The organism is Rhizobium sp. KNZ2-6A (assembly GCF_056755475.1).
The window spans coordinates 197,358-219,019 of record NZ_JBNDIC010000004.1 but is presented as its reverse complement, the minus strand read 5'-3'; the positions used below and the strand labels follow the sequence as shown (position 1 = coordinate 219,019).

Below are 21,662 nucleotides of genomic sequence, written 5' to 3'. Positions count from 1 at the left end.
ATAATTAAAGCGAATATAGCCCCGATTATCAAGGTACGCTCTTCTTCGTAGGGTCATTTCAGCAGCGCTCGTTACGCGCTCCAAACAAGGACCCCTGCACATGACTGAAACACTCAAGGATCGCTCCGTCGTCATCTTCGGAGGCACCTCCGGCATCGGGCTGTCGGCAGCCCAGCAAGCCAGGGCCGCGGGTGCGACGGTGATCGTGATTGGCTTCGATGCCACCGGCGCCAAGCGGATTGCCGCCGAGAACGGCTTCGCCGGCTGGCGTGCCGCCGATGTAACCAAGCCCGAAACCATCGCGGCTGCACTCGCGGATATCGATCGCGTCGATCATCTGGTGCTCCTGGCCGGCACGTTCGTCGCTGGCACGATTCTGGAGGCTGATGTCGGGCATCTGAGGCGAGCGTTCGACGAGCGCATTTGGGCAGCGGTCCATGCACTTCGCGCGCTGGGCGATCGGCTCGACGCCGATGGGTCGGTGACCTTCATCTCGGGTGCTCTGTCCGATCGTCCGACCGCTTACGGCACAGCGGTACTGGCTGCCGCCTCGGCAGCGATGGAGGCGTTCGGCCGCGGCCTGGCGCTGGAAATGGCGCCTCGCCGCTTCAACACAATCTCGCCCGGCACGACCGATACGCCGCTGCTTGCCCGCACCCTGGGGGACGGCCGCCAAGCATATGTCGAAGCACTGAAGGAAAGGCTCCCCCTTCATCGGCTCGGCACGCCGCGCGAAGTCGGCGCCGCCGTCGTCTTTCTCATGAGCAATGGCTTCATGAACGGCGAGGTCCTGCACGTCGACGGCGGTTACCGCCTCGTCTGATCTTGGTCGAGTATTTGTTATGCCCAACCTTTTCGACCCGATCCGGCTTGGCGCCATTAAGGCACCCAACACTTTCGGTGTCGGCTATCTCGCTCCGCAGATCCGGCCTCATTTCCGCGGGCCGCTCATCCCGAATTCGGACTTTGACGCGACACGCGGAAACGCTTCGATCGAGGCAGGCATCGGGGATGCCGTTGCCTTCGGGCGACCTTTCATCGCCAATCCCGATCTGCCCCCTAGATTGATGGAAAGGGCGCCCCTCTCGACCGACGATCCCGGAACGTGGTTCACACAAGGACGAGAGGGCTATGTCGACTACCCTTTCATGGGAGACGCCGCTGAGGCGCGCGCTCCGCACGCTTGAACCAGGAATTCCGCAACCGACAGTCCGGAGCCACTGGTGGCACGAGGCTGCCGCTCGACCCCCACACCAAGAGGCAATAGGCAAATGTCGATCGATGAGCCTGATTTTGACGCACTGCTTGGCAGCAATCTCGCACGCGTTTTTAACGAGCGCGATAGCGCCCGACGCGAAGCGGCCGTCAACGAACTGTTCGTTACGAATCCCATCATGTACGAGCCGGACAATGTCGTGGAGGGTCGCGCAGCAATCTCCGCCGTCGCCGGTGCTCTTCTGGAACAGTTCGGCCCCAACTTCCGCTTCACGCCTATCGGCAACGCGGTCGGGCATCACGGCATGGGTGTATTGCACTGGGAGGCCGGCCCCCAAGGCGGACCGGTTGTCGTGACGGGAGCTGATGTGGCCGAAGTCGTCGATGGGAGGATTTCGCGCCTCTGGGTATTGCTCAATAGAGCAGAAGCATCGTCACATTGATCCGCCACGAGCCATGCGTCGCGCACATCCCTTCGATAAATTTAACGATTTCAATGACTTAATGAAGTTACTATTTTCGTTGGCGATGCGCCCTATGCAGCAGTTAGAACTGCCGAAAGTCATTGTATTTTCTGCGAAATTCTACGCCAGAGTTGCCAATTCCCCTACTCCCACTCGATCGTGCCGGGCGGCTTCGACGTGACGTCATAGACCACGCGGTTGATGCCGCGGACTTCGTTGATGATGCGGGTCGCGGCGCGGCCGAGGAATTCCATGTCGTAATGATAGAAATCCGCCGTCATGCCGTCGACGGAGGTGACGGCGCGGAGCGCACAGACGAATTCGTAGGTGCGGCCGTCGCCCATGACGCCGACGGTCTGCACCGGCAAGAGCACGGCGAAGGCCTGCCAGATGGCGTCGTAGAGGCCGGCCTTGCGGATCTCGTCGAGATAGATGGCGTCGGCTTCGCGCAGGATTTCCAGCTTCTCGCGGGTGATGCCGCCGGGGCAGCGGATGGCAAGGCCCGGGCCGGGGAAGGGGTGGCGGCCGATGAAGCTGTCGGGCAGGCCGAGCTCCTTGCCGAGCGCGCGCACTTCGTCCTTGAAGAGTTCGCGCAGCGGCTCGACGAGCTGCATCTTCATGCGCTCCGGCAGGCCGCCGACATTGTGGTGCGACTTGATGGTGACCGAGGGGCCGCCGGTGAAGGAGACGCTCTCGATGACGTCGGGATAGAGCGTGCCCTGGCCGAGGAAATCGGCGCCGCCGAGCTTCTTGGCTTCATCCTCAAAGGTTTCGATGAAGAGCCGGCCGATGATCTTGCGCTTCGTCTCGGGGTCGGAAACACCCTCCAGCTCGCCGATGAAGCGGTCGGAAGCATCGACATGGATCAGATGCAGATTGTAGTGCTCGCGGAACATGGCGACGACATTGGCCGCCTCGTCCTTGCGCATCAGGCCGTGGTCGACGAGGATGCAGGTCAGCTGGTCGCCGACGGCCTCGTGGATCAGCAGTGCGGCAACGGAGGAATCGACGCCGCCGGAGAGTGCGCAGATGACACGCTTGTCGCCGACCTGGTCGCGGATCGCCTGCACCGCCTTGGCGCGATAGGCCGACATCGACCAGTCGCCCTTGATGCCGGCGATGTTATGGATGAAGTTGCCGATCAGCTTGGCGCCATCGGGCGTATGCACCACTTCCGGGTGGAACTGCACGCCGTAATACTTGCGCTTCTCGTCCGCGATAAAGGCATAGGGTGCGTTCGAGGAAGTGGCGACCACTTCGAAGCCATCGGGCAGCGCGGTCACGCGGTCGCCGTGGCTCATCCAGACCTGATGGCGCGAGCCGGCCGACCAGAGACCCTCGAACAGGGCGCAATCCGTGTTGACGTCGAGGAAGGCGCGGCCGAATTCGCGATGATGGCCGCTCTCGACCTTGCCGCCGAGCTGCATGCACATGGTCTGCTGGCCGTAGCAGATGCCGAACACCGGGATACGGCTGTCGAAGATGATCTGCGGCGCTCGCGGCGAGCCTTCGTCCACGGTCGAGGCCGGGCTGCCGGACAGGATCACGGCCTTCGGCTGCAGCCGCTTGAAACCGGCTTCGGCGGATTGGAAGGGGACGATTTCGCAGTAGACGCCGGCTTCGCGCACGCGCCGCGCGATGAGCTGCGTCACCTGGCTGCCAAAATCGACGATGAGAACGGTGTCTGGATGTGCTGTCTGGGTCATGGCGAGCCTTTAATGAAAAGCGCTTTCCCTGGCAATCGGGCAAATCACGCGAGGGCCGATTTTATTGTCCCGATTGTCCTCGATTCTCGCGACTTTCGGTCTATCAGAACCAGAATACGCCGTCTTCCAGCGCGGTAAACAGGCCGTCGACGGCGTAGGACAGTTTGCGGTCGATCACATGCAGATATTCCGTCCAGTCGGAAATGCGCTGCAATTCGACCTGGCCGTCGGAAATCCCTCGCAGGCCGATCAGCGGCAGGCCGTAGATCTGGCAGGCGCGCAGCACCGCGAAGGTTTCCATATCGACCATGTCGCTGCCGATGCGCTCATAGGCCTCCGCGCCGGAGACGATATTGGCGCCCGTCGAAAGGCTGCCCTCGGCAATGGTGGGGATGCGCAACGGCAGCTCGATCGTCGCGGGGAGGTCTAGAAAGGGTGTGCGACCTTTCTCGAAGCCGAGCGGCGAGGCATCCATGTCGCGATAGGAAACGGAAGTGACCTGATAGACCTCCGTCTGCTCCAGCTTGGAAGAGCCCGCAGAGCCGAGCGACACCACGAGATCGGGCAAGTCATCCTGTGCTTCGAGCTGCGCAAAGGCGCGGGTGAGCGCAATAGCCGCCTCGACCGGGCCGACGCCCGTCATCAGCGGATCGATGCGCGAACGCAGGAAGGGGCCGTATTCGGCCTCGGCCGCCATGACGAACAGGATCGATTTGCCCGATACCCGCTTCAGTTCGAATTTCATCCGCTAATTCCCTCTCTGCCCCGGATGACCATCATCGTTCCCGTCATCGAGGCAATCAGCTTGGCCGGTCCGTCGCCGATGGCATAGCCGCGGCCGTCGGCGACGATGATCGTCGTGCCGGGCTTGGTGACATCGCCGCGAAACAGGAAGCGTTCGCCGCGTCCTGGCGACATCAGGTTGACCTTGAATTCAATTGTCAGGATCGATGCCGAGGGGTCGATGACGCTGTAGGCGGCAAAGCCGCAGGCCGAATCCAGCGCTGCGGCGATGATGCCGGCGTGCAGGATGCCGTGCTGCTGCGTCAGCTTCACATCGAACGGCAGCTCGATCTCCACCGTGCCGTGCTCGACGCGCGTCAGCTCCGCGCCGATCGTCGCCATCGCCGCTTGCCGCTCGAAGCTCGTTCGGATGCGGCTTCGAAAATCGCCGCTGGTCCCCGTGTCATCTGGCCCTGTCATGCCGTCCCCTTTCGCGGGTGCGAAATTGGCACGGAGAGGCCATTTGGACAAGGGTTATCCGGTGGAAAAGCAAAGGCGTTCCGGGCCACCATGCCGACATCGAATTTCCACGATCGGATCGCCATGCTATCCGAAGCTGAGACGCTGACGGTGAGGGCGAAGATGACGACGATCCTGCAATCGGTAAGGGCCTACGAGACCTGGATGCGGGCGCAGCTCGACGCCGATCTGGTGGAAGCGGGGCTGGCGAAGAAGCACAAGCTGATGAAGGATGACAGCTTCTCTTTCCTGCGCGGAACCTATTGGCGCTGGGCCGAGACCATCCTCGACACTTGTCCCGACCTTAAGGACGCCCCGCAGCTACTGGCGATCGGCGATACGCATCTCGAAAATTTCGGCACCTGGCGCGATGAGGAGGGAAGGCTCGTCTGGGGCGCCAATGATTTCGACGAGGCCGCCGTCATGCCCTATGCGCTCGACCTCGTGCGTCTTGCGACGAGCGCCATCCTGGCGCGCGGCGACGACGGACCGACGCCGCGCATCGTTGCCGACAGTATCCTGGCCGGCTATCGCCGCGGCTTGCGGCAGCCGTCTCCCGTCATTCTCGAGCGCGATTACAAATGGCTGCGCAACGTCGTGCTGCTGTCGAATGCCGAGCGCAAGGCTTTCTGGGAAAAATATCGCAGCCTGCCGCCGGCGACCGATCCCGTGGCGGACCGCTATCTCAAGGCATTGCACAAGGCCTTGCCGGAGCCGGCGACGGCATTCGAGCCGAAGCCGCGTCTGGCCGGCACCGGCAGCCTGGGCCGCCCGCGCTTCGTCGCCTATGTCGAATGGCGTGGCGGGCCAGTATTGCGTGAGGTCAAGGCGCTGCTGCAGTCCGGCTGGTCGTTGAAGCATGCTCCATCGGACAAGAAGATCCGCACCGGGATCATCGCCGGCGGCCGGGCGCGTTCGCCCGAACCGCGTTATCAGGTGGACGGCACCTTGCTGGTGCGCCGCCTGTCGCCCAACAGCCGCAAGATCGAAGTCGGCGGCGATGCACAGGTGCTGCTGTCGCCCGATATGCTGGATCTGATGGGCTTCGAAATCGCCAATTGCCATGGCGATGACGCATCGCTCATCCCGGGCATTCTTGCCGATCTCGATGCCCGAGGTTCCGATTGGCTGCGTGCGGCGGCTAAAGCCGCCACCATCGCGGTCAGTGCGGAACAGGCCGAATTTGCCAGGAAGGGCTAGGTCGGCCAAGAGATCGATCAATGCCCGGCGGCTTCGAGGATCAGGCGGGCGATCGTATCGGGGTGCGAGATCAGCGAGAGATGGCTGGCCTTCACCTCGATGGTCTTGGCGCCCATGCGCTTGGCCATGAAGCGTTCCAGATCCGGATTGATCGTCCTGTCTTCGGTGGAAACGGCATACCAGCTCGGCTTGCTGCGCCAGGCGGCCTGGGTGGTCTTGCCGGTCAGCAAAGCCTTTTGGAAGGGCTCCTGCACGGCGTAAAGCACCTCGGCCTTGGCTTTGGGCAGGTCGCCGGCGAAATCGCGCAGGAAAGCCTCCTCGGTCAGCCGCCCTTCATCGCCATCGAAGACGATACCGGCCGAGGCAGGCGGCGTCGGATATGTCTTGGCGAGCGCCGTATAATCTTCGCCGGCATCCGGCGCGCGGGCCGCGACATAGACGAGTGCGGAAACCTTCGGATGCACGCCCGCTTCGGTGACGAGCATGCCGGAGAAGGAATGGCCGACGAGGACGGTCGGGCCGTCCTGGCGATCGAGAACACGCTGCACGGACGCGACCGCTTCGGGAAGCGTCGTCAATGGGTTCTGCACCGCCGTGCAGTTCAGCCCCTTGGCCTGCAGCCGGGCGATGACTTCGGTCCAGCAGGAACCGTCGGCGAAGAGCCCATGCGCCAGCACGACGTTGCGAGCCTTCAATGGCGCAGACTTGGCCGCCCCGGAGGCCGGAGCCGGGTTGCTGGCGGCCATGCCGTGCGCGGAAATGAGGGAGGCGGCGGCGCCGGCAACAATGGCGGTCGAAAAATTCCGTCTGGTCATCATCATCATCGTGATCCCTATGGTTTGAGGATAAATGCGCACCAGAAAGCCGTCCGCGCCGAATGTCGGAACGGTGAAGCTTCTGAAATCTTGTATGTCTCGGAGCGGCATCTGCCCGAACAAGCGGATCAAATATGCCCGATCCTGTATTCCTGTTCAGCCGGGGCTTGCTTTATGTATGCAAAAGCGAGGCTGTTGATTGTTTTTGTATTCCAAATAAGCTCTTTAGTCAATAATTGGATGCGTAACGGTTGCGTGATTGGCTATATGTATGCAGAAGTGATGGGAAGATGTGTTTTTGCATGCAAGCTTTGGTTGATGCGTATTCGCAGCATGAGGCTATCATGCGGGCCATCGCGGAGGGAAGCGGGGAAAAGGCGTCGCGGCGGAAGAGGGCGCATATGCTGAATGCCGCGACGGCGTTGCGGCGCTTCGTCGAAACCAACAAGCCCGGCTAGGCGGCGCCCAGATCAGCCGCGGGCGATCCGCACGATGTGCTGATCCCAGGCGACATCGCTGTGCTCGCCGAGGAAATCGCCGCGATAGGAGGAGATGGCAAAGCCATGGCGGGCCGGCGCGATGCCGGCCGCGTCGGCGACGCTTTCCAACTTCAGCACCTTGCCGGTCTTCGCATCCAGCGTCACCGAAGTCCCTTCGACCGGCGATGTGACCCCGACGAGATTTTCGGCGCGATTGACGGCGATGGCGCCGACATAATTGCCAAGCGCCCGGGTCGTTTCGTCGGGCAGTGTGACGAAAGTCAGGTCCTCGCCCCTCGCGAAATGGCCGACAAGCGGCGGCAGGTCGCTACGATGACCCTCGTACTGGCAGGCAAACCAGACCCGGCCGCTGGCGTCGATGTCGACATGCCGCGTCGAGACCTGGGCATACTGTGCCGGCAGGGTGTGCTTCTCGATTAGCCGCCCGCTAGCGGCGTCGATCAGCGTCAGCGACGGTTCCATATGGTCGAGATTGAGCTTGGTGCGGCCGAAATCCGGATGCGTCTCGATGCCGCCATTGGCGACGATCAGGAGCCTGCCATCGTCCGAAACCGTCATGTCGTGCGGGCCGATGCCATAGGTCTCGTATTCGCCGATGCGGGCGAAGCGGTTGCTGCTGTCATAGAGCCCGATGATGCCGCGATTGTTGTCGAAATCATTCTCGCTGGCATAGAGCAGCTTGCCGTCGGGCGAAAACGTGCCGTGCCCGTAGAAATGCCGGCCCTCTTTGGCTGATATGACGATCGGCTCGGCCTTGTTCCAGGGATCGAAGATCATCGCATAGGTGCCAGGCCGGCGCGCGAAGGCGACGGTCTTGCCGGTTGCCTTCGAAAAGGCCATGCCATGCGCGCGGGCCGGTAGCGCGACCTGATCGATGATACGGCCCTGCTCGGTCACCGTCGCCACGGCAAAGGAACCGTCGGCGGTGCGCATGCCGGAGGCATAGACCGCATCCGCCTGCTCCAGCGCCATCAGAGCGCCGGGTTTGAGCGCCGCGAGAAAGGTCAGGCCCGCGGCCTTGACGAAAGCTCTCCGATCGATAAGGCGGCTGCGCATCATGTTCTAGTCTCCGTCAGCGAAGGAGAAGCCGGCCGAAAGCCCGATGGCGCCGCCATAGTCATCGCTGAAACTGGTGGCGAGGTCGCGGCTGACGGAGAGCAGCTTGTCGATCTTGGCGCGCTCCGCATCGTTGCCGATGACCACCTCGATATCCGGGTTGATCGTCGATGCCGTCGTCGCGAGCTCGTTCAGCAGGCCATCGATCTTGGCGGCGACCTTACGTTTGTCTGGTGACAGCAGGCTTGCCATGTCGGCCTTTTCCCAGAGCGCCTTCAGACCTCCGATATTGCCTGATAATGAGGTCCATGTGTTGGCCGAGCGCCAGTAGATCGCCATCTTCGGCCGCGCCGCCGCCGGATCGCCCTTGTAGAAAGTTTCCAGCCGCTGGTCGCGGACATTGGCCGCGCCATGCACGAGGATGCCGAGCAGCGCCGTCACGGCTTCCTTGTTGTCCATGAAGTCATCGCTGGATTTGCCGGGAAACTTCCAGGATTTCTGCACGCCGTCGGCAGCATCCCATTCGTCGGCGATTTCCTTGGCCGTGTTTTCGATGTTGCCGGCAACCGCAGCGCCATAGCGGCAGCGGAAGCTCTGCTTGTCCTTGCCGAGAACGTCGGAACCGTTGCCGAAGAGCACATATTCCAGCGCTGTCATGCTCATGAGCGCCACGCTTTTGCCGGCGACGGCCTCGACGGTCGTATCGTGCTCGTCCGCCTTGACGATCAGTGTCTGCACCTGCTTGAGGCCGACGCCCTTGCGGTCGGGGTAGAAGAGGATGTGTTCGAAGCGGTTCTTCTCGATGATCGGGCCGGTATCGACGATCTCGATGCGGGACCAGCTCTTCACCGTATCGCCAAAGGCCGATTTGGCGCCGGAAAGCGTCGCGTCCGTGGGGTCGGCGCAAAGCGCCTTCATCGCCGCCGTCAGTTTCGAGGCGGAGCCGTGCATGGCGCGGTAGCCCGGGCGGATGACGTCGTCCACCGCCTTCTGCAGCGTGGCCGGCACCGCCGCTTCGTTCAATCCGGCGCCGGTGGTCGTCGCGTCCTCGGCATGGGCCGGCAGGGCCGCGACGGTAAGCAGAAGGCTGGCAGCGAGGCGTTTCCAATGGCGCATCAAAGGGACTCCAGAAAGTTGACGAGGGCTTGCCGATCGTCCTTCGAAAGACCGGCGAATGCATTGCGGGCTTTTTCCGCCTCTCCTCCATGCCAGAGGATGGCTTCGGTCAGCGTTCCGGCGCGGCCGTCGTGTAGATAGGCCTGCCGGCCGCTTACCGTCTGCGTCAGGCCTATACCCCAGAGCGGCGGCGTGCGCCAATCGCGACCGGATGCCACGCCCACCTGCTGCCCGTCGGAAAGGCCTTCGCCCATGTCATGCAGCAGGAAGTCGGAATAGGGCCAGATCAGTTGGAAGGCCTGCGGAGAGTCCTTGCCGTCGCTGCCCTTGAGGTTGTCGCGGGTCACGAATTTCGGCGTATGGCATGCCGCGCAGCCGGAGCGGTAGAACAGCTCCTTGCCGTGCAGCACATCGGGAAAGCTCGCCTTGCGGCGGGCCGGCACGGCAAGATTTTCGGAATAGAAGGTGACGAGCGGGAGGACTGGATCCGGCGCTTCCGTATCGCCCAGCCGCTTCTGGACGCCGTTCGGCATGGCGAGGCAGCGCGGTTCCTTAGGCGTGCAATCGCCATAGGGGTTCAACCGGTCCGGCGTCGAAATGCCGATATCGGCCGAGAAGGCATCCGCTACCTGGTCGCGCACCGTGGCGTTCTGCGCCTTCCAGCCGAAACGGCCGAGCGCGATCTCACCCGTGCGATGGTCGCGGACGATGGCGGGGCGGGCGCGAATGCCGGTGCCTTTCTTGTCATCAGGATCGGCATTGGCAAGGATGTCGGCGTCGGCAATGGCCTCGATCAGGCCAAGGCCGATCATCGGCGGCGCGATGCGCGGCGAAATTGTCGTCGTGGGGTCGAGCGGTCCATAGGCGAGGTCGGTGACGCCGTAATGCGGCTTGCGCAGCGTCACGGTCTCGTCGCCGGCGAGCGTCACCGTCTCCTCGCTGTAGCTAATCGTCACCTTGCCCTCGGCGGCAAGTCCGGGCACGGCGAGATCCTGCAGCTGCGCCCCATAGGTGGGGTCCGGAAAATTCAGCGCGTGGAAATCCCTGACCGCCTGCTCCTCTTGCGGCGTCACGGCCGTTCGTGCGAGGCGCAGGACCATCGAGGTCGCGGCCGTTCCGGCGGCATCAGGCGCATGGCCGCGCCCATCACGGACATGGCAGCTCTGGCAGGAGCGGGCATTGAACAGCGGTCCCAACCCATCGGAAGCCTGGGTCGAAGAGGGGGCCGAAACCCAGAGCTTGCGGAAGAGGGCGTTGCCGAGATGGAAATCCTGTCCGCGCTCCGAGCTCAGATTGGCCGAGGGCTGCGAGAAAATATCGCGGTTGACGGGATCGATCGAGGTCAGCGCGCCGCCCTGCATCGCCTCATAGGGCTCGGCCCTGGAGAAATCCGTAGTCGCGCGGGTGACGTCGCGCACCCGCGTCAGCTGTTCGGGCGCAAGATCGGTACGAACAGTCGGAAAATCGAGAATGCCGGCGGCGGCCAGGGTGATCGAAAAAACCAAAAAACCCGCGGCAAGGGCGGGCAGCAGGGCGCGGTTGGCCTGGATGCTTGTCATGGGTGTCGGGGTGGCAGCGCGGTGTCGCGCTGCCACCATCCCTATTACTTCTTGAAGACAGCGTTAGGATTGTCCAGGCTGTCCGAACCTTCAAGCTTGATCGCGTCGAGGTCGAGTGCGGCGATGACACGCTGGATGCTCTTCGTCTGGTCGAGCAGGCCGTCGATGGCCTTCTGGACGGTCGCATTACCTTCCTTGTTGCCCTCGCCGATCATCTGGTCGTATTTCTCGACCGTCTCGCCGCGATGCACCAGCGCCTTCATGGCTGCAAGCGTCGTGTCGAGCTTGCCTTCCATTTCCTTGTCGAGTGCCGGGTCCTTGGCCTTGACCAGATCGTGCAGCGACGGACCCTTCATCTTGGTGCCGTCGGCGCGGGTATAGGTGCCGGTATAGGCCGAGGCGATGCCGATGGCGTCGCCATTGTGCTCGTTATAGGTATTGTCGGAGAAGCAATCCTGCTCTTCCTCCGGATCGTGCAGCAGCAGGCCGAGCTTCATGCGCTCGCCGGCGAGCTCGCCGTAGGAGAGCGAGCCCATGCCGGTCAGGATGGCGGTGAGGCCAGCCTTCGGATCAGCTTCGAGATGCTTGGTGGCTTCGCCTTCCGGCACCCACTTATCCGTCATGTCCTGCAGGTCGGCAACGAGCAGCGTCGAGGCGGACTTCAGATATTCGGCGCGGCGGTCGCAATTACCGTGCGTACAATTCTTCAGGTCATAGTCGGTGGCCGGGCGTTCGCCGGCGCTAGCCTTGGTGCCGTGCAGGTCCTGGCCCCAGAGCAGGAATTCGATGGCGTGGTAGCCGGTCGCGACATTGGCTTCGACGCCACCCGCCTGATGCAGTGTGCCCGACAGGAATTCCGGCGTCAGATGCGATGCGTCGACATCCTTGCCGTTGATCTTGATCGTCTTGTTGGCGATGACGTTGGCGACATAAAGCGCGTTCTCGTCGCTTTCCGTACCGTAGGAGGCGTCGACATAATCGATCAGGCCTTCGTCCAGCGGCCAGGAATTCACCTTGCCTTCCCAATCGTCGACGATCGGATTGCCGAAGCGGTAGACTTCCGTCTGCGCATAGGGAGTGCGGGCCTTGATCCAGGCCGCGCGCGCCGCCTTCAGCATCTTGTCGCTGGGATTGGCAAGCAGGGCATCGATCGCCTTGTCGAGCGCTTTCGCGGTCGTCAGCGAGTCCTGATATTTGGCATGGGCAAGCTCTGCATAATGCTTGAGAACGGCAGCCGGTTCAGGGGCGGCGGCAAGCGCGGGCAAGCCGGACGCGGCGGTTGCAGCAACGGCCACCGCAAGCACGGCACCAAAATTGATCTTAAATTTCATGTTCCTCTCCTGGTGACGGCGGGGGCACCGTCAAAAACTTGGCGTTTTGTGTCATGTATGAAAATTAAACTTGTGTCAAACGCTCTAGTTTAGAATGGTTTTAAGGCCGAATCTTATGGAGATCGGCCTTACGAACGGAATGGATTGTTGAAAAAAGAGGCGTCCGCCTGCCGTCTGTCACGGGCGGATCGATTGAGCCTCATCCCTTCCGCTTCAGGCGGCAGAAGAAGAAGCCGTCGGTATCGGTGGAGGCGGGCGTCAGCGTGATGGTCCGGCCGTCGGAAGAATGGGGCTGCGGCATGTCTTTGCCAAACAGTTTTTCCCAGGAGCTCAAGGCCTCGACCACCTCGAAATCCGGATTGAGGCTGGCAAAACGGTTGACCTGCGCTTCGTTCTCCTCGGGCAGAACCGAGCAGGTGACATAGAGTAGCGAACCGCCGGGGCGGACGAATTCGCTGGCCTGGGCCAGAGCTTCCTGCTGCTGGCTGGTGCGCTCGTCGAGGTTCTTCTGCGTCAGCCGCCATTTCGTGTCGGGCCGGCGGCGCCAGGTGCCGGTACCGGTGCAGGGCGCATCGACGAGAACCTTGTCGAACTTGCCGCGCAGCGCCAGCAATGCGTTGCGCTCGTCATGGACCTGGACATTGCGGGTTCCGGCGCGCTTCAGCCGCTCGATGATCGGCGCCAGCCGCCGGCGATCGCTGTCATAGGCATGGACCTGGCCCTTGTTGTGCATCGCCGCCGACATGGCGAGCGTCTTGCCGCCGCCGCCGGCGCAATAGTCTAGCACTTGGTCGCCTTCCTCGGGCAGGACGAGATCGGCGACAATCTGCGAGCCCTCATCCTGCACCTCAAACCAACCCTTCTGGAAAGAAAGCTCGGCGGTGACGTTCGGCAGGCGCGATGCGCCTTCGCCCGCGGGAATGCGGATGCCGAAACGGGCGATCTTCGATGCCTGCGCGCCTGCGCGTTCCAGCGCCTTCACGACCTTGGCGCGGTCCGCCTTCAGGGCGTTGGCGCGAAGGTCGAGCGTCGGGCGTTCGGAAAGGGCCTTCGCCTCGGAAAGCCAGCCGTCGCCGAAGGCGTAGCTGAATGAAGGCTCGACCCATTCGGGAATATCGCCCTGGATGTGAAGCGGCGCGTCTTCGAGCTTGCGGGTCGCAAAGGCAGAAAGTGTTTCGGCGCTCGGTGCTTCGGGGGCGAATTTATCGCCGTCGAGCTCGGCGGCCAGCGCCTCGGGCGTCAGGCCCCATTGGCGAAAGAGCACGGCATGGGCAAGTGCGGAAGGGTTGTCGTCACCCATCAGCCAGGCATGGGAAAGCCGCATGCGCAGGGCGTCGTAGACGATGTTGCCGATCGCGGCCCTGTCGCCGGAACCGGCGAAGCGATGGGCAAGGCCCCAATCCTTCAGGGCATCGGCCACCGGTCGCTTGCGCGCTTCGATATCGGCAAGAACTTCGATGGCCCCCTGCAATCGGCCGCCCAGACGCATTCACACTCTCCTGCTTGCGCACCGTCCCGAACTCAGCGGAGTTTACCGGGAAGCGTTGCGCTCTATCAAAATCGCCGACGCCTCATCAATCCGCACGAAAGATGCACGTGGCGGCGGATTATTGAGACGTCCCAACCGCGTCGTAGCCGCGATTGACGGAGAGAGCAAGCGTTGCGCCGAAATGCCTGATGTTTCAGGCCGACCGGCGATTACTTCGAGGCGACGACGTCGTAACAGACCTTGGCGGTGCCGGAGGCAACCATGCCGATATTCTGTGCGGCGGCGCGCGAGAGATCGAGAACGCGTCCGCGAATGAAAGGCCCGCGGTCATTGATGCGAACGACGACGCTGCGACCGTTATGCTTGTTGGTGACCCGCAGGCGCGTGCCGAAGGCGAGCGAGCGATGAGCTGCAGTAAGATTTTTGGAACTCATCCGTTCCCCGGAAGCAGTTTTGGAGCTTCCTCCGTACCAGGAGGCACCTCCGCATCCGTTGGATGCAGATGCCGGTGTCGAAACGACAGCAATGGAGGCGGATATAGTTGCGGCGATTGCCAAAGAACGTGCGATTTTCTTCAAACCGATTTTTCCCTCAAGCTATTGAACTTGCGCCCTGGGTAGGCGGCGGGCTTAAATCAGGCCAAAAATGGCGAAAAAGTGCCATTTATGATCACGGAATGTTACAGTCTGTAACATTTGCGGATCGGGCAAATACTATGACTACTCGGCGATTTTGCTCGGTTATGGAAAAAACCTAATAAAATCAGTTAAAAATGGAACGATTTTTCTCGTGGCGGTATCGCCATGCGAGGGATCACGAAAATTGGAAAAATAATTTTGCGTCTCTGCCATAATTGCTGCCGCATTTGTGCAATTTTAGAGGTCGTTAACCTTAAATACGGAGTAAATTGAACTAGGCCAGCCGTCTAAGTAGGAATTTTCGTGCGATTTTTCTCTGCGCGGAAAGCGGCTTTTCAGCCGCGCCACCGTCCGGACGACCAGAGCTCGGCAAGCGACATGCGGTATTCCGGATAGCGGAAGGCGAAGCCGAGTGAGCGCAGCTTCTTGTTCGAGACGCGCTTGTTCTCGCCATAGAAGGAGCGCGCCATCGGCGTCAGCTCCGCTGTCTCGAAAGCCTGCTCCGCCGGCGGCTCGATACCCATGAGCCGGGCGGCCTCGGCGATCACATCCTGCGGCGGCGCGGGCTCGTCGTCGGTGACATTATATATGCCACCAAGCTTGTGCTCGGACAGGAAGCGGGCGCAGGCGCCGATATCCTCGACGCGGATACGGTTGAAGACTTGGTTCGCCTTGATCAGCCGGCGCGCCGTGCCCTTTTCCAGATTGCAGAAGGCGTTGCGGCCCGGGCCATAGATGCCGGAAAGCCTGAGCACGGCGACGGGAAGATCGAGCCTGATACCGACACGCAGCCAGCCGTCTTCCGCCTCGACGCGTTCGACCGAACGATCCGCGATCGGGTGCAGCGAAGTCTGTTCGCCGACCCAGGCGCCCTTGTGATCGCCATAGACGCCGACGGTCGAGAGATAGCAGATCCATTCCAGCTTCGGCATCAGCGCTTTGAAATTGAACTGCGCCCGCCGCAGCAGCGGATCGCCGGACTTGCCCGGCGCGATCGACTGCACCAGATGCGTCGCTGTCGTCATTGCCTCGGCCAAAGCGGGATCGAGCGTCTCGCCGTCGAAGACGAAGGCTGCGATGCCTTCCTTCGTCAGCAGTTCGGCCTTGTCAGCGGAGCGGGTCGTGCCTGTGATGCGAATGCCGGAACCTGCGAAAGCCTTGGCGATGGCCGTTCCCGAATAGCCGCAGCCGAAAATCATCACATGCATCATACCACTCCCGCCAGTTTCCATTCCGCGCGAACCTCTTCGTCCGCCTCGTCATCTCTTTCTGCCGCAAATGCACGGAACTCGCCAGCCGTCATCAGCTTCGACAGCGCCCAGACGGCCATGCCGCGCACGACGGGCGAGGGGTCGGCGACCAATTCGCGACATTTTTCTATAAAGGAGCGCTCACCGGAATTGCCGGCCGCGATGAGCACATTGCGGATGAAACGGTCCCGCCCGATGCGCTTGACCGGCGAGCCGCTGAAGAATGTACGGAAGGCCGCATCGTCGAGACCAAGCAGAAAGGCGATCGATGGCTCCTTTAGGTCGTCCCGCGCGACCAGTTTCATTTCAGAAGCGCTGCTTGCGAACTTGTTCCAGGGACAGGCGGCAAGACAATCGTCGCAGCCATAGATGCGGTTGCCGATCAGCGGCCGCATCTGCGGATCGATCGGCCCCTTGTGCTCGATGGTCAGATAGGAAATGCAGCGGCGCGCATCCAGCTGGTAGGGGGCAGGGAAGGCCGCGGTCGGACAGACATCGAGACAGGCCCGGCAGGAGCCGCAATGGTCGATCTCGGATTGATCGGGCTCGAGATCGGCCGTGGTGAACATCGAGCCGAGGAAGAGCCAGGAGCCAAAGTCACGGCTGACGAGATTGGTGTGCTTGCCCTGCCAGCCGAGACCGGCCGCGCCGGCCAGCGGCTTTTCCATGACCGGCGCGGTATCGACGAAGACCTTGACGTCCTCCTTCGAACGCGCGGCAAAGCGGGTGGCGATTTCCTTCAGCCGCCCCTTGATGATGTCGTGATAGTCGCGGTTGCGCGCATAGACCGAGATTGCCGCCTTGTCTTTCTTCTCGAGGATGCCGCGCGGATCTTCCTCGGGTCCGTAGTTGAGGCCGAAGACGACGATGGAACGCGTCTCGCTCCAGAGCACGCGCGGATCGCCACGCCTCTCGCGCGTCTCCTCCATCCAGCCCATGGTGCCGTGATGGCCCTTGTCGAGAAACTGGCCGAGCCGCACGGCAGCCTCGGGAATGGCATCCGGTTTGGTGACGCGACAGAGATCGAATCCTTGGGCGCGCGCTTCCTCCCGCAGGAAGGCGGTCAATGTGCTTCGGCGCTTGTGAGCTTTTTCCGTTTCGCGATCATCGGGCATATCGAGCCCTCGTCATAGCAATTCTAGGAAAAGTGCGTTAGCGGTTTTCCCACAGGAATTGCGTGAAAAAAGATAGAGCGCTGTCGTTGTTCGAAAGCAAAAACGCTCTAGAAATCCAGATCGGCGTAGTGCGAAACCGGAGTGACGCCACGTACGCGCTCCGCCAGGATCGGCCGGAAGGACGGACGCGATTTCAGCCGCTGGTACCATTCCTTGGCGACCGGCGATTCCGTCCAGTCGATCTCGCCCAGATAGTCTAGCACGGAAACCGAGGCCGCGGCGGCAAGATCGGCATAGCTCAGCCGCTCGCCGGCAAGCCACTGCCGCGAGCCTGCCAGCCAGGACAGATATTTCATGTGCTGGCGGATATTGCCGCGCGCCATGCGCATGACCTTGGAATCGGGCGCGCCGCCGCCCTGCTCGGCGGTCATCTGCAGCTTGAACACGCGCTCGCGCGTCAGCGGGCGCGTGACGTCCTGCTCCATCTTCTGCATGAACCATTCCGTCAGCCGGCGGATTTCCGCCCGCTGGAACGGATCTTCGGCCAGAAGCCGACGATCCCGCTTCAGCACCCCATGCGTCTCGTCGAGATATTCGGAAATCACGGTCGCGCCACAGAGCGCCCGCATGCTGTCGTCGACATAGACGGGCAGGGTGCCGGCGGGATTGAGCGCCAGGAAATCGCGTCGCTTTTCCCAGGTCTGCTCCTCTATCAGTTCCGTCTGATAGCCGTATTCGGTCAGGATCAGCCGAACGAACCGTGAGGAGGATGACATCGGGTGGTGATACAGCGTCGGCATTGGTACTCGGGTGTTTCTGATTGATGCTACGGAGTTTTTTGGTCGCTATTCTGCGGCCTAGTCATTTGTCATCGGTTGAAGCTATAGGATCTTGGCCTAGTTTGCACAAGCGAATCGGGCCGCCCTGCCGTTTGACAAAGGACACGATATGGCTGAACAAATTATTATCGCGCTGGTTTTGGGCCTTGTGGAGGGGCTTACGGAGTTCATTCCGGTCTCCTCGACGGGCCATTTGATATTGCTCGGACATTTTCTCGGTTTTAAATCCGCGGGTACCTTCGAAATTTTGATCCAGCTCGGTGCGATTTTCGCCATCCTGCTCGTCTATTTCAACCGGCTCGTCCAGATCGCCAAGGCGCTGCCCGTCAGCGTCAAGGCCCGCCATTTCGTGCTGGCCGTCCTGTTCGGTTTCCTGCCGGCCGCTGTCATCGGTGCGTTGGCGCATGACTTCATCAAGTCCGTGCTGTTCGAAACCCCGATAGTGATCTGTATCTCGCTGATTCTCGGCGGCATCGTCTTGCTTGTCATCGACAAGATCGAGTTCAAGCCGAAATACACCAGCGCCTATGAATTCTCCTGGCCGATGGCAATCAAGATCGGTTTCTTCCAGTGCCTGGCCATGATCCCCGGCACCTCGCGCTCCGGTTCCACCATCGTCGGCGCCCTGCTGCTCGGCGCCGACAAGCGTTCGGCCGCCGAATTTTCGTTCTTCCTGGCCATGCCGACCATGGTCGGCGCCTTCACGTTGGATTTGTGGAAAAGCCGCCACGATCTTACCATGGCCGATGGCCAATTGATCGTCATCGGCTTCGTCACCGCCTTCATCTCGGCGCTGCTCGTGGTGCGCGCACTGCTCGATTTCGTCTCGCGTCGCGGCTACGCGCCTTTCGCATGGTGGCGCATCATCATCGGCGTGCTCGGCCTGATCGGCCTTTACACGATCGGCTGAGGCGCATCGCCTGACAGCAAGATACCGAAGAACACAAGGCCGGTGAGAACCGGCCTTTTTCGTGCCCGATCAGTTCGGGGAGGACGTGTCGATAGAGCCCGTGGTGCAGGGGTCGACGCCGTAGGTCGGCGCACATTCGCCCTTTACCGAGGCGATGCTGCCGCGAGCTACGAAAGAGCCTGCGAGAATCACCAATGCCGCGCACGCAAACAGAAGCGCGATAGACTTGCCCATCGAAAAATGCCTTTCCGCAGAAGTGTGAAGCGCGCCGCGGACCGGTTCATTGTCCAAGCCTGGGACGCGCGGCTGTGTTAGTCAGTGAGATGAGCAATAGCAATAAATGTTCATGTTAAATTTGACGTTAATGCGACTATTTCTCCAGTGCGTCTTTTAGGCAACGCTAAGCTGTGAATGAGAGTGGGATGGCGGGGCACAAAAGCCATCTGCCGCAGCATTCGAACGATAAAAAAACGCCGCGCGGCAGAGCCTGCGGCGTTTTGAATTTCACTGAATTGGCGAATCGTCAGGCAGCTTTGCCGGAACCGGTGAACTGGCCCTGCGGACGATAGCGGACAAGATAGGACGGCAGCACGGAGACGAGCAGCGTCGGCAGCAGGCCGAGGCCCTTCAGCGTGCGTCCTTCCGCTTCCGCCTGCTTGGAAACGACGTTGTCGCTCTTCAGTAGCGTCACCTGATCGGGGGTGATCGGCGGGGTGATGAGCGGCACAAGCGAAGCGACCGAGCCGATGAGCGAGGCGATGCCGAACGGAATGGAAACGAGCGACTTCTTCCGGTTGATGACCGAAAGCGTGGTCTCGAGACATTCGCGGAAGGATAGCACTTCAGGGCCGCCGAGCTCATAGGTCGTGCCGGCCTTCAGCTTGCCGTCGACACTGCGGGCGACGGCTTCGGCAATATCCTCAACATAGACAGGCTGGAATTTCGTCTTGCCGCCGCCGATCAGCGGCAGGAAGGGCGCCGTGCGCGACATGTCGGCAAATTTGTTGAAGAAGCCATCTTCGGGGCCGAAGACGATCGAGGGACGCAGGATCACCGCATCCGGCTTGATCGACAGGATGGCGGCTTCCGCGCGGGCCTTGGTGCGGGCATAGGCCGAGGGCGAATTGGCATCGGCGCCGAGGGCGGAAATATGCGTCAGCGAAGCGCCGGCGCCGCGCGCGGCCTCGGCGATCGCCTTGGCGCCGAATTCCTGCACGGCATCGAAGGTGTTGCGGCCGCCTTCGGCAAGGATGCCGACACAGTTGACGACATGCTGCGCGCCTTCGACCGCACGATCGATCGAGTTACGGTAGCGCACATTGGCCTGGACGATCGAAATCTGGCCGAGATTGCCGAGCGGCTGCAGGAAGCCGGCAAGATCGGGACGGCGCACAGCAACGCGGATGCGGTAGCCGCGCTTGGCGAGCGCACGAACGACATGCCGCCCGATGAAGCCTGATCCTCCGAACACGGTCACGAGCGGCGGGAGGTTGGACAGGGTCATGGCAGGCTCCTCGAAAGGCTTTGATTGGGCTGATCTGGTTTCGTCTTAGCCGATCCGGGCGCCGAGGTGAAGTGCTATCGCGCTGCGTTGCAGCGTTGCGTTTTCAAAGGGTTTAAACCCCTTCGACGACGACCATTTCCGCATCCGCCACCTGCTGCCGGATTTTGGCGGCGATCTGGTATTCCGGCGAATTGTAGCAATCGACGGCATGCTGCAGCGACGGAAATTCGATGACGACGTTGCGGCCGCGCGCCTGTCCCTCAAGCGGCGTGAACGCACCGCCGCGCGCAAGGAAATTCGCGCCGTATTTCTCGAAGGCCGGTTTGGCGGCGGCGACGTAATCCTTGTAGCGCTCGGGGTCGCGGACATCCACGCGCGCGATCCAATATCCCTTTGCCATGCTTTCCTCCCTGCCTAGTGTAATCGTTTAGAGCGCGGCATCTATCTCGGCGAGGATGGCGAGGGCGGCTTGCCTCGGATCGGCCGCCTTGACGATCGGCCTCGCGACGACGAGATGGCTCGATCCGGCCCTGATGGCGGCTGCCGGCGTCATCACCCGCTTCTGATCGCCCTTGTCGCTGCCATCAGGGCGGATGCCGGGGGTCACCAGCGCCATGTCAGGCCCGATGATCTTGCGGACCGCGGCGGACTCTTCCGCCGAACAGACGATACCGCCCATGCCGGCCAGATGCGCCTGCTCGGCCCGGCGCAGCACCAGCGTATGCGGATCATATTCATAACCGGCGGCAATGAGATCCCCTTCGTCCATCGACGTCAACACGGTGACGCCGAGCAGGCAGAGGTCGGAGCCCTTGGCAGCCTCGACGGCCGCCTTCATGGCTTTCGGATAGGCGTGCAGCGTCAGCATCGACATGCCCATCTTGACGATATTCTCTACGCCGGAGGCCACCGTATTGTCGATGTCGAGCAGCTTCATATCAAGGAAGATCTTCTTGCCGCTAGCGGCAAGATCGCGGGCGAACTCCAGCCCGCCGGCAAAGGCCAGCTGATAGCCGATCTTGTAATAGAGGATGTCATCGCCGAGGGCGCCGACCACTTTTTCGGCCTCCTGAAGGTTTGGAACATCCAGTCCAACGATCAAGCGGTCGCGTGCGGTCATATCAAGCCCATCCCATCCAGTCTTCCATGGATGTCCAGTCGCATGAGACGGCGCGCTTCGCAAGGTCGAAACAGAAAAGATTGCCGCCGCCCGGCGGCTGATCGCCCTGGCGCGCGATCGGCTTCCCCTCCAGATGGCATTTCAGCAGCGTACCGACGCCACCGTGCCCGACGAAGGCAATCGGCACCTGTTGATCATGTCGCGCAAGAACGGCATCGACTTGGGAGACGATCCTCGCCTGCGCATCGATGGCGCGTTCCCAGCCCTTGAAGCTTTCATGCGGATTGGCGAAGAACCAGTCCGCGGCCTTCTCGAACTCCGGCGGGGCCAGGAAGCCGGTGGCGCTGCGGTCGTTTTCGTGCATGGCTTCGATGATTTCGATCGGCGCGCCGCTTGCCGTCGTCAGAGCCTCGGCTGTTTCGATCGCCTTGCGTTCGCCGCTGGAGACGATCAGGCCCAGGTTACCTGCCCAGGGTCGGCTCGCCGCCATCAGCGCCCGCTCGGCGCCTATTTCGGACAAGCCCCATTCCGGCACCGGCACGGCCGGATCGATGCGCACCTGCGGGTGCGTAATATAAAGAGCGTACATGGAC

The 21,662-nt window shown here is 61.8% G+C and carries 23 protein-coding genes and 1 pseudogene; 6 read left to right on the top strand and 18 right to left on the bottom strand.

Features of this window, described 5'->3' with window-relative positions:
• Positions 1 to 100: 100 nt before the first annotated feature.
• From ACPYOP_RS05075 to ACPYOP_RS05065, 3 genes are all read left to right on the top strand, one after another.
• Positions 101 to 823: an SDR family oxidoreductase gene (locus ACPYOP_RS05075; RefSeq protein WP_481409292.1), complete on the top strand. Its 723-nt coding sequence runs from the start codon at positions 101 to 103 to the stop codon at positions 821 to 823.
• Between the two features lie 19 nt (positions 824 to 842).
• A complete protein-coding gene (locus ACPYOP_RS05070; RefSeq protein WP_481409291.1) occupies positions 843 to 1,187 on the top strand; it encodes a hypothetical protein in 345 nt (114 codons plus the stop codon).
• Positions 1,188 to 1,271: 84 nt separating this feature from the next.
• Positions 1,272 to 1,658, top strand: coding sequence for a nuclear transport factor 2 family protein (locus tag ACPYOP_RS05065; RefSeq protein ID WP_481409290.1), 387 nt, complete (start codon positions 1,272 to 1,274; stop codon positions 1,656 to 1,658).
• A gap of 164 nt (positions 1,659 to 1,822) precedes the next feature.
• Here the strand turns inward: ACPYOP_RS05065 and guaA are convergent, their stop codons facing one another.
• The 3 genes from guaA to ACPYOP_RS05050 form a co-directional block, all read right to left on the bottom strand.
• A complete protein-coding gene (gene guaA / locus ACPYOP_RS05060) occupies positions 1,823 to 3,385 on the bottom strand; it encodes a glutamine-hydrolyzing GMP synthase (RefSeq protein ID WP_481409289.1) in 1,563 nt (520 codons plus the stop codon).
• A gap of 103 nt (positions 3,386 to 3,488) precedes the next feature.
• Positions 3,489 to 4,130: a 5'-methylthioadenosine/S-adenosylhomocysteine nucleosidase gene (locus ACPYOP_RS05055; protein WP_481409288.1), complete on the bottom strand. Its 642-nt coding sequence runs from the start codon at positions 4,128 to 4,130 to the stop codon at positions 3,489 to 3,491.
• Positions 4,127 to 4,588 carry a PaaI family thioesterase gene (locus ACPYOP_RS05050; protein ID WP_481409287.1) on the bottom strand — a complete coding sequence of 154 codons (462 nt, stop codon included), beginning with the start codon at positions 4,586 to 4,588 and terminating at the stop codon, positions 4,127 to 4,129. The genes ACPYOP_RS05055 and ACPYOP_RS05050 overlap by 4 nt, the downstream gene beginning before the upstream one ends.
• 162 nt (positions 4,589 to 4,750) lie before the next feature.
• On the opposite strand from ACPYOP_RS05050, the gene ACPYOP_RS05045 reads away from it, so the two are divergent.
• Complete coding sequence (locus ACPYOP_RS05045) at positions 4,751 to 5,827, top strand: DUF2252 family protein (RefSeq protein WP_481409323.1); 1,077 nt, start codon at positions 4,751 to 4,753, stop codon at positions 5,825 to 5,827.
• Between the two features lie 17 nt (positions 5,828 to 5,844).
• Here the strand turns inward: ACPYOP_RS05045 and ACPYOP_RS05040 are convergent, their stop codons facing one another.
• Complete coding sequence (locus ACPYOP_RS05040) at positions 5,845 to 6,648, bottom strand: alpha/beta hydrolase (protein WP_481409286.1); 804 nt, start codon at positions 6,646 to 6,648, stop codon at positions 5,845 to 5,847.
• 323 nt (positions 6,649 to 6,971) lie between these two features.
• Between ACPYOP_RS05040 and ACPYOP_RS05035 the strand changes: the two are divergent.
• Positions 6,972 to 7,100: pseudogene (locus tag ACPYOP_RS05035) on the top strand (GntR family transcriptional regulator); the annotation flags it as partial.
• A 12-nt stretch (positions 7,101 to 7,112) separates the two neighbouring features.
• Here ACPYOP_RS05035 and ACPYOP_RS05030 read toward each other — a convergent pair.
• From ACPYOP_RS05030 to ACPYOP_RS04990, 9 genes are all read right to left on the bottom strand, one after another.
• A complete protein-coding gene (locus tag ACPYOP_RS05030) occupies positions 7,113 to 8,201 on the bottom strand; it encodes a DUF1513 domain-containing protein (protein ID WP_481409285.1) in 1,089 nt (362 codons plus the stop codon).
• 3 nt (positions 8,202 to 8,204) lie between these two features.
• On the bottom strand, positions 8,205 to 9,314 hold the full coding sequence (locus ACPYOP_RS05025; RefSeq protein WP_481409284.1) for an imelysin family protein: 1,110 nt from the start codon (positions 9,312 to 9,314) through the stop codon (positions 8,205 to 8,207).
• Positions 9,314 to 10,873, bottom strand: a complete 1,560-nt coding sequence (locus ACPYOP_RS05020) for a di-heme oxidoreductase family protein (protein ID WP_481409283.1) — start codon at positions 10,871 to 10,873, stop codon at positions 9,314 to 9,316. Before ACPYOP_RS05020 ends, ACPYOP_RS05025 begins: the two co-directional genes overlap by 1 nt.
• A gap of 44 nt (positions 10,874 to 10,917) precedes the next feature.
• Complete coding sequence (locus ACPYOP_RS05015) at positions 10,918 to 12,204, bottom strand: imelysin family protein (RefSeq protein ID WP_481409282.1); 1,287 nt, start codon at positions 12,202 to 12,204, stop codon at positions 10,918 to 10,920.
• A gap of 199 nt (positions 12,205 to 12,403) precedes the next feature.
• A complete protein-coding gene (locus tag ACPYOP_RS05010; RefSeq protein ID WP_481409281.1) occupies positions 12,404 to 13,693 on the bottom strand; it encodes an RsmB/NOP family class I SAM-dependent RNA methyltransferase in 1,290 nt (429 codons plus the stop codon).
• A 209-nt stretch (positions 13,694 to 13,902) separates the two neighbouring features.
• Positions 13,903 to 14,232, bottom strand: a complete 330-nt coding sequence (locus ACPYOP_RS05005) for a septal ring lytic transglycosylase RlpA family protein (RefSeq protein WP_481409322.1) — start codon at positions 14,230 to 14,232, stop codon at positions 13,903 to 13,905.
• Between the two features lie 434 nt (positions 14,233 to 14,666).
• Positions 14,667 to 15,539: an SDR family oxidoreductase gene (locus ACPYOP_RS05000; protein ID WP_481409280.1), complete on the bottom strand. Its 873-nt coding sequence runs from the start codon at positions 15,537 to 15,539 to the stop codon at positions 14,667 to 14,669.
• Positions 15,539 to 16,696 carry a tRNA epoxyqueuosine(34) reductase QueG gene (gene queG, locus ACPYOP_RS04995; RefSeq protein ID WP_481409279.1) on the bottom strand — a complete coding sequence of 386 codons (1,158 nt, stop codon included), beginning with the start codon at positions 16,694 to 16,696 and terminating at the stop codon, positions 15,539 to 15,541. The genes ACPYOP_RS05000 and queG overlap by 1 nt, the downstream gene beginning before the upstream one ends.
• A gap of 107 nt (positions 16,697 to 16,803) precedes the next feature.
• On the bottom strand, positions 16,804 to 17,496 hold the full coding sequence (locus ACPYOP_RS04990) for a glutathione S-transferase family protein (RefSeq protein ID WP_112343583.1): 693 nt from the start codon (positions 17,494 to 17,496) through the stop codon (positions 16,804 to 16,806).
• Between the two features lie 148 nt (positions 17,497 to 17,644).
• Between ACPYOP_RS04990 and ACPYOP_RS04985 the strand changes: the two genes are divergently transcribed.
• Complete coding sequence (locus tag ACPYOP_RS04985; protein WP_481409278.1) at positions 17,645 to 18,445, top strand: undecaprenyl-diphosphate phosphatase; 801 nt, start codon at positions 17,645 to 17,647, stop codon at positions 18,443 to 18,445.
• A 69-nt stretch (positions 18,446 to 18,514) separates the two neighbouring features.
• Here ACPYOP_RS04985 and ACPYOP_RS04980 read toward each other — a convergent pair whose 3' ends face one another.
• The 5 genes from ACPYOP_RS04980 to ACPYOP_RS04960 all read right to left on the bottom strand — a co-directional run bounded on the left by ACPYOP_RS04980 (position 18,515) and on the right by ACPYOP_RS04960 (position 21,658).
• A complete protein-coding gene (locus tag ACPYOP_RS04980) occupies positions 18,515 to 18,679 on the bottom strand; it encodes a hypothetical protein (protein ID WP_162943837.1) in 165 nt (54 codons plus the stop codon).
• 289 nt (positions 18,680 to 18,968) lie between these two features.
• The gene (locus tag ACPYOP_RS04975; RefSeq protein WP_481409277.1) at positions 18,969 to 19,949 is read right to left on the bottom strand and encodes a complex I NDUFA9 subunit family protein; all 981 of its coding nucleotides are present in this window, start codon (positions 19,947 to 19,949) and stop codon (positions 18,969 to 18,971) included.
• Between the two features lie 112 nt (positions 19,950 to 20,061).
• On the bottom strand, positions 20,062 to 20,349 hold the full coding sequence (locus ACPYOP_RS04970) for a DUF1330 domain-containing protein (RefSeq protein ID WP_015338538.1): 288 nt from the start codon (positions 20,347 to 20,349) through the stop codon (positions 20,062 to 20,064).
• Between the two features lie 27 nt (positions 20,350 to 20,376).
• A complete protein-coding gene (pyrF, locus tag ACPYOP_RS04965; RefSeq protein ID WP_481409276.1) occupies positions 20,377 to 21,069 on the bottom strand; it encodes an orotidine-5'-phosphate decarboxylase in 693 nt (230 codons plus the stop codon).
• Position 21,070: 1 nt separating this feature from the next.
• Positions 21,071 to 21,658, bottom strand: coding sequence for a histidine phosphatase family protein (locus tag ACPYOP_RS04960; protein ID WP_481409275.1), 588 nt, complete (start codon positions 21,656 to 21,658; stop codon positions 21,071 to 21,073).
• Between the last annotated feature and the right edge of the window lie 4 nt (positions 21,659 to 21,662).

What these genes read in the sequence shown, in the direction of transcription:
- ACPYOP_RS04985 (WP_481409278.1), top strand. Translation starts at nt 17,645, where the DNA reads ATGGCTGAACAAATTATTATCGCGCTGGTTTTGGGCCTTGTGGAGGGG.
- ACPYOP_RS05050 (WP_481409287.1), bottom strand. Translation starts at nt 4,588, where the DNA reads ATGACAGGGCCAGATGACACGGGGACCAGCGGCGATTTTCGAAGCCGC.
- queG (WP_481409279.1), bottom strand. Translation starts at nt 16,696, where the DNA reads ATGCCCGATGATCGCGAAACGGAAAAAGCTCACAAGCGCCGAAGCACA.
- ACPYOP_RS05025 (WP_481409284.1), bottom strand. Translation starts at nt 9,314, where the DNA reads ATGCGCCATTGGAAACGCCTCGCTGCCAGCCTTCTGCTTACCGTCGCG.
- ACPYOP_RS05070 (WP_481409291.1), top strand. Translation starts at nt 843, where the DNA reads ATGCCCAACCTTTTCGACCCGATCCGGCTTGGCGCCATTAAGGCACCC.
- ACPYOP_RS05040 (WP_481409286.1), bottom strand. Translation starts at nt 6,648, where the DNA reads ATGATGATGACCAGACGGAATTTTTCGACCGCCATTGTTGCCGGCGCC.
- ACPYOP_RS05065 (WP_481409290.1), top strand. Translation starts at nt 1,272, where the DNA reads ATGTCGATCGATGAGCCTGATTTTGACGCACTGCTTGGCAGCAATCTC.
- ACPYOP_RS05030 (WP_481409285.1), bottom strand. Translation starts at nt 8,201, where the DNA reads ATGATGCGCAGCCGCCTTATCGATCGGAGAGCTTTCGTCAAGGCCGCG.
- guaA (WP_481409289.1), bottom strand. Translation starts at nt 3,385, where the DNA reads ATGACCCAGACAGCACATCCAGACACCGTTCTCATCGTCGATTTTGGC.
- ACPYOP_RS04990 (WP_112343583.1), bottom strand. Translation starts at nt 17,496, where the DNA reads ATGCCGACGCTGTATCACCACCCGATGTCATCCTCCTCACGGTTCGTT.
- ACPYOP_RS05000 (WP_481409280.1), bottom strand. Translation starts at nt 15,539, where the DNA reads ATGCATGTGATGATTTTCGGCTGCGGCTATTCGGGAACGGCCATCGCC.
- ACPYOP_RS04970 (WP_015338538.1), bottom strand. Translation starts at nt 20,349, where the DNA reads ATGGCAAAGGGATATTGGATCGCGCGCGTGGATGTCCGCGACCCCGAG.
- ACPYOP_RS04980 (WP_162943837.1), bottom strand. Translation starts at nt 18,679, where the DNA reads ATGGGCAAGTCTATCGCGCTTCTGTTTGCGTGCGCGGCATTGGTGATT.
- ACPYOP_RS04960 (WP_481409275.1), bottom strand. Translation starts at nt 21,658, where the DNA reads ATGTACGCTCTTTATATTACGCACCCGCAGGTGCGCATCGATCCGGCC.
- ACPYOP_RS05045 (WP_481409323.1), top strand. Translation starts at nt 4,751, where the DNA reads ATGACGACGATCCTGCAATCGGTAAGGGCCTACGAGACCTGGATGCGG.
- ACPYOP_RS05020 (WP_481409283.1), bottom strand. Translation starts at nt 10,873, where the DNA reads ATGACAAGCATCCAGGCCAACCGCGCCCTGCTGCCCGCCCTTGCCGCG.
- ACPYOP_RS04975 (WP_481409277.1), bottom strand. Translation starts at nt 19,949, where the DNA reads ATGACCCTGTCCAACCTCCCGCCGCTCGTGACCGTGTTCGGAGGATCA.
- ACPYOP_RS05075 (WP_481409292.1), top strand. Translation starts at nt 101, where the DNA reads ATGACTGAAACACTCAAGGATCGCTCCGTCGTCATCTTCGGAGGCACC.
- pyrF (WP_481409276.1), bottom strand. Translation starts at nt 21,069, where the DNA reads ATGACCGCACGCGACCGCTTGATCGTTGGACTGGATGTTCCAAACCTT.
- ACPYOP_RS05055 (WP_481409288.1), bottom strand. Translation starts at nt 4,130, where the DNA reads ATGAAATTCGAACTGAAGCGGGTATCGGGCAAATCGATCCTGTTCGTC.
- ACPYOP_RS05010 (WP_481409281.1), bottom strand. Translation starts at nt 13,693, where the DNA reads ATGCGTCTGGGCGGCCGATTGCAGGGGGCCATCGAAGTTCTTGCCGAT.
- ACPYOP_RS05015 (WP_481409282.1), bottom strand. Translation starts at nt 12,204, where the DNA reads ATGAAATTTAAGATCAATTTTGGTGCCGTGCTTGCGGTGGCCGTTGCT.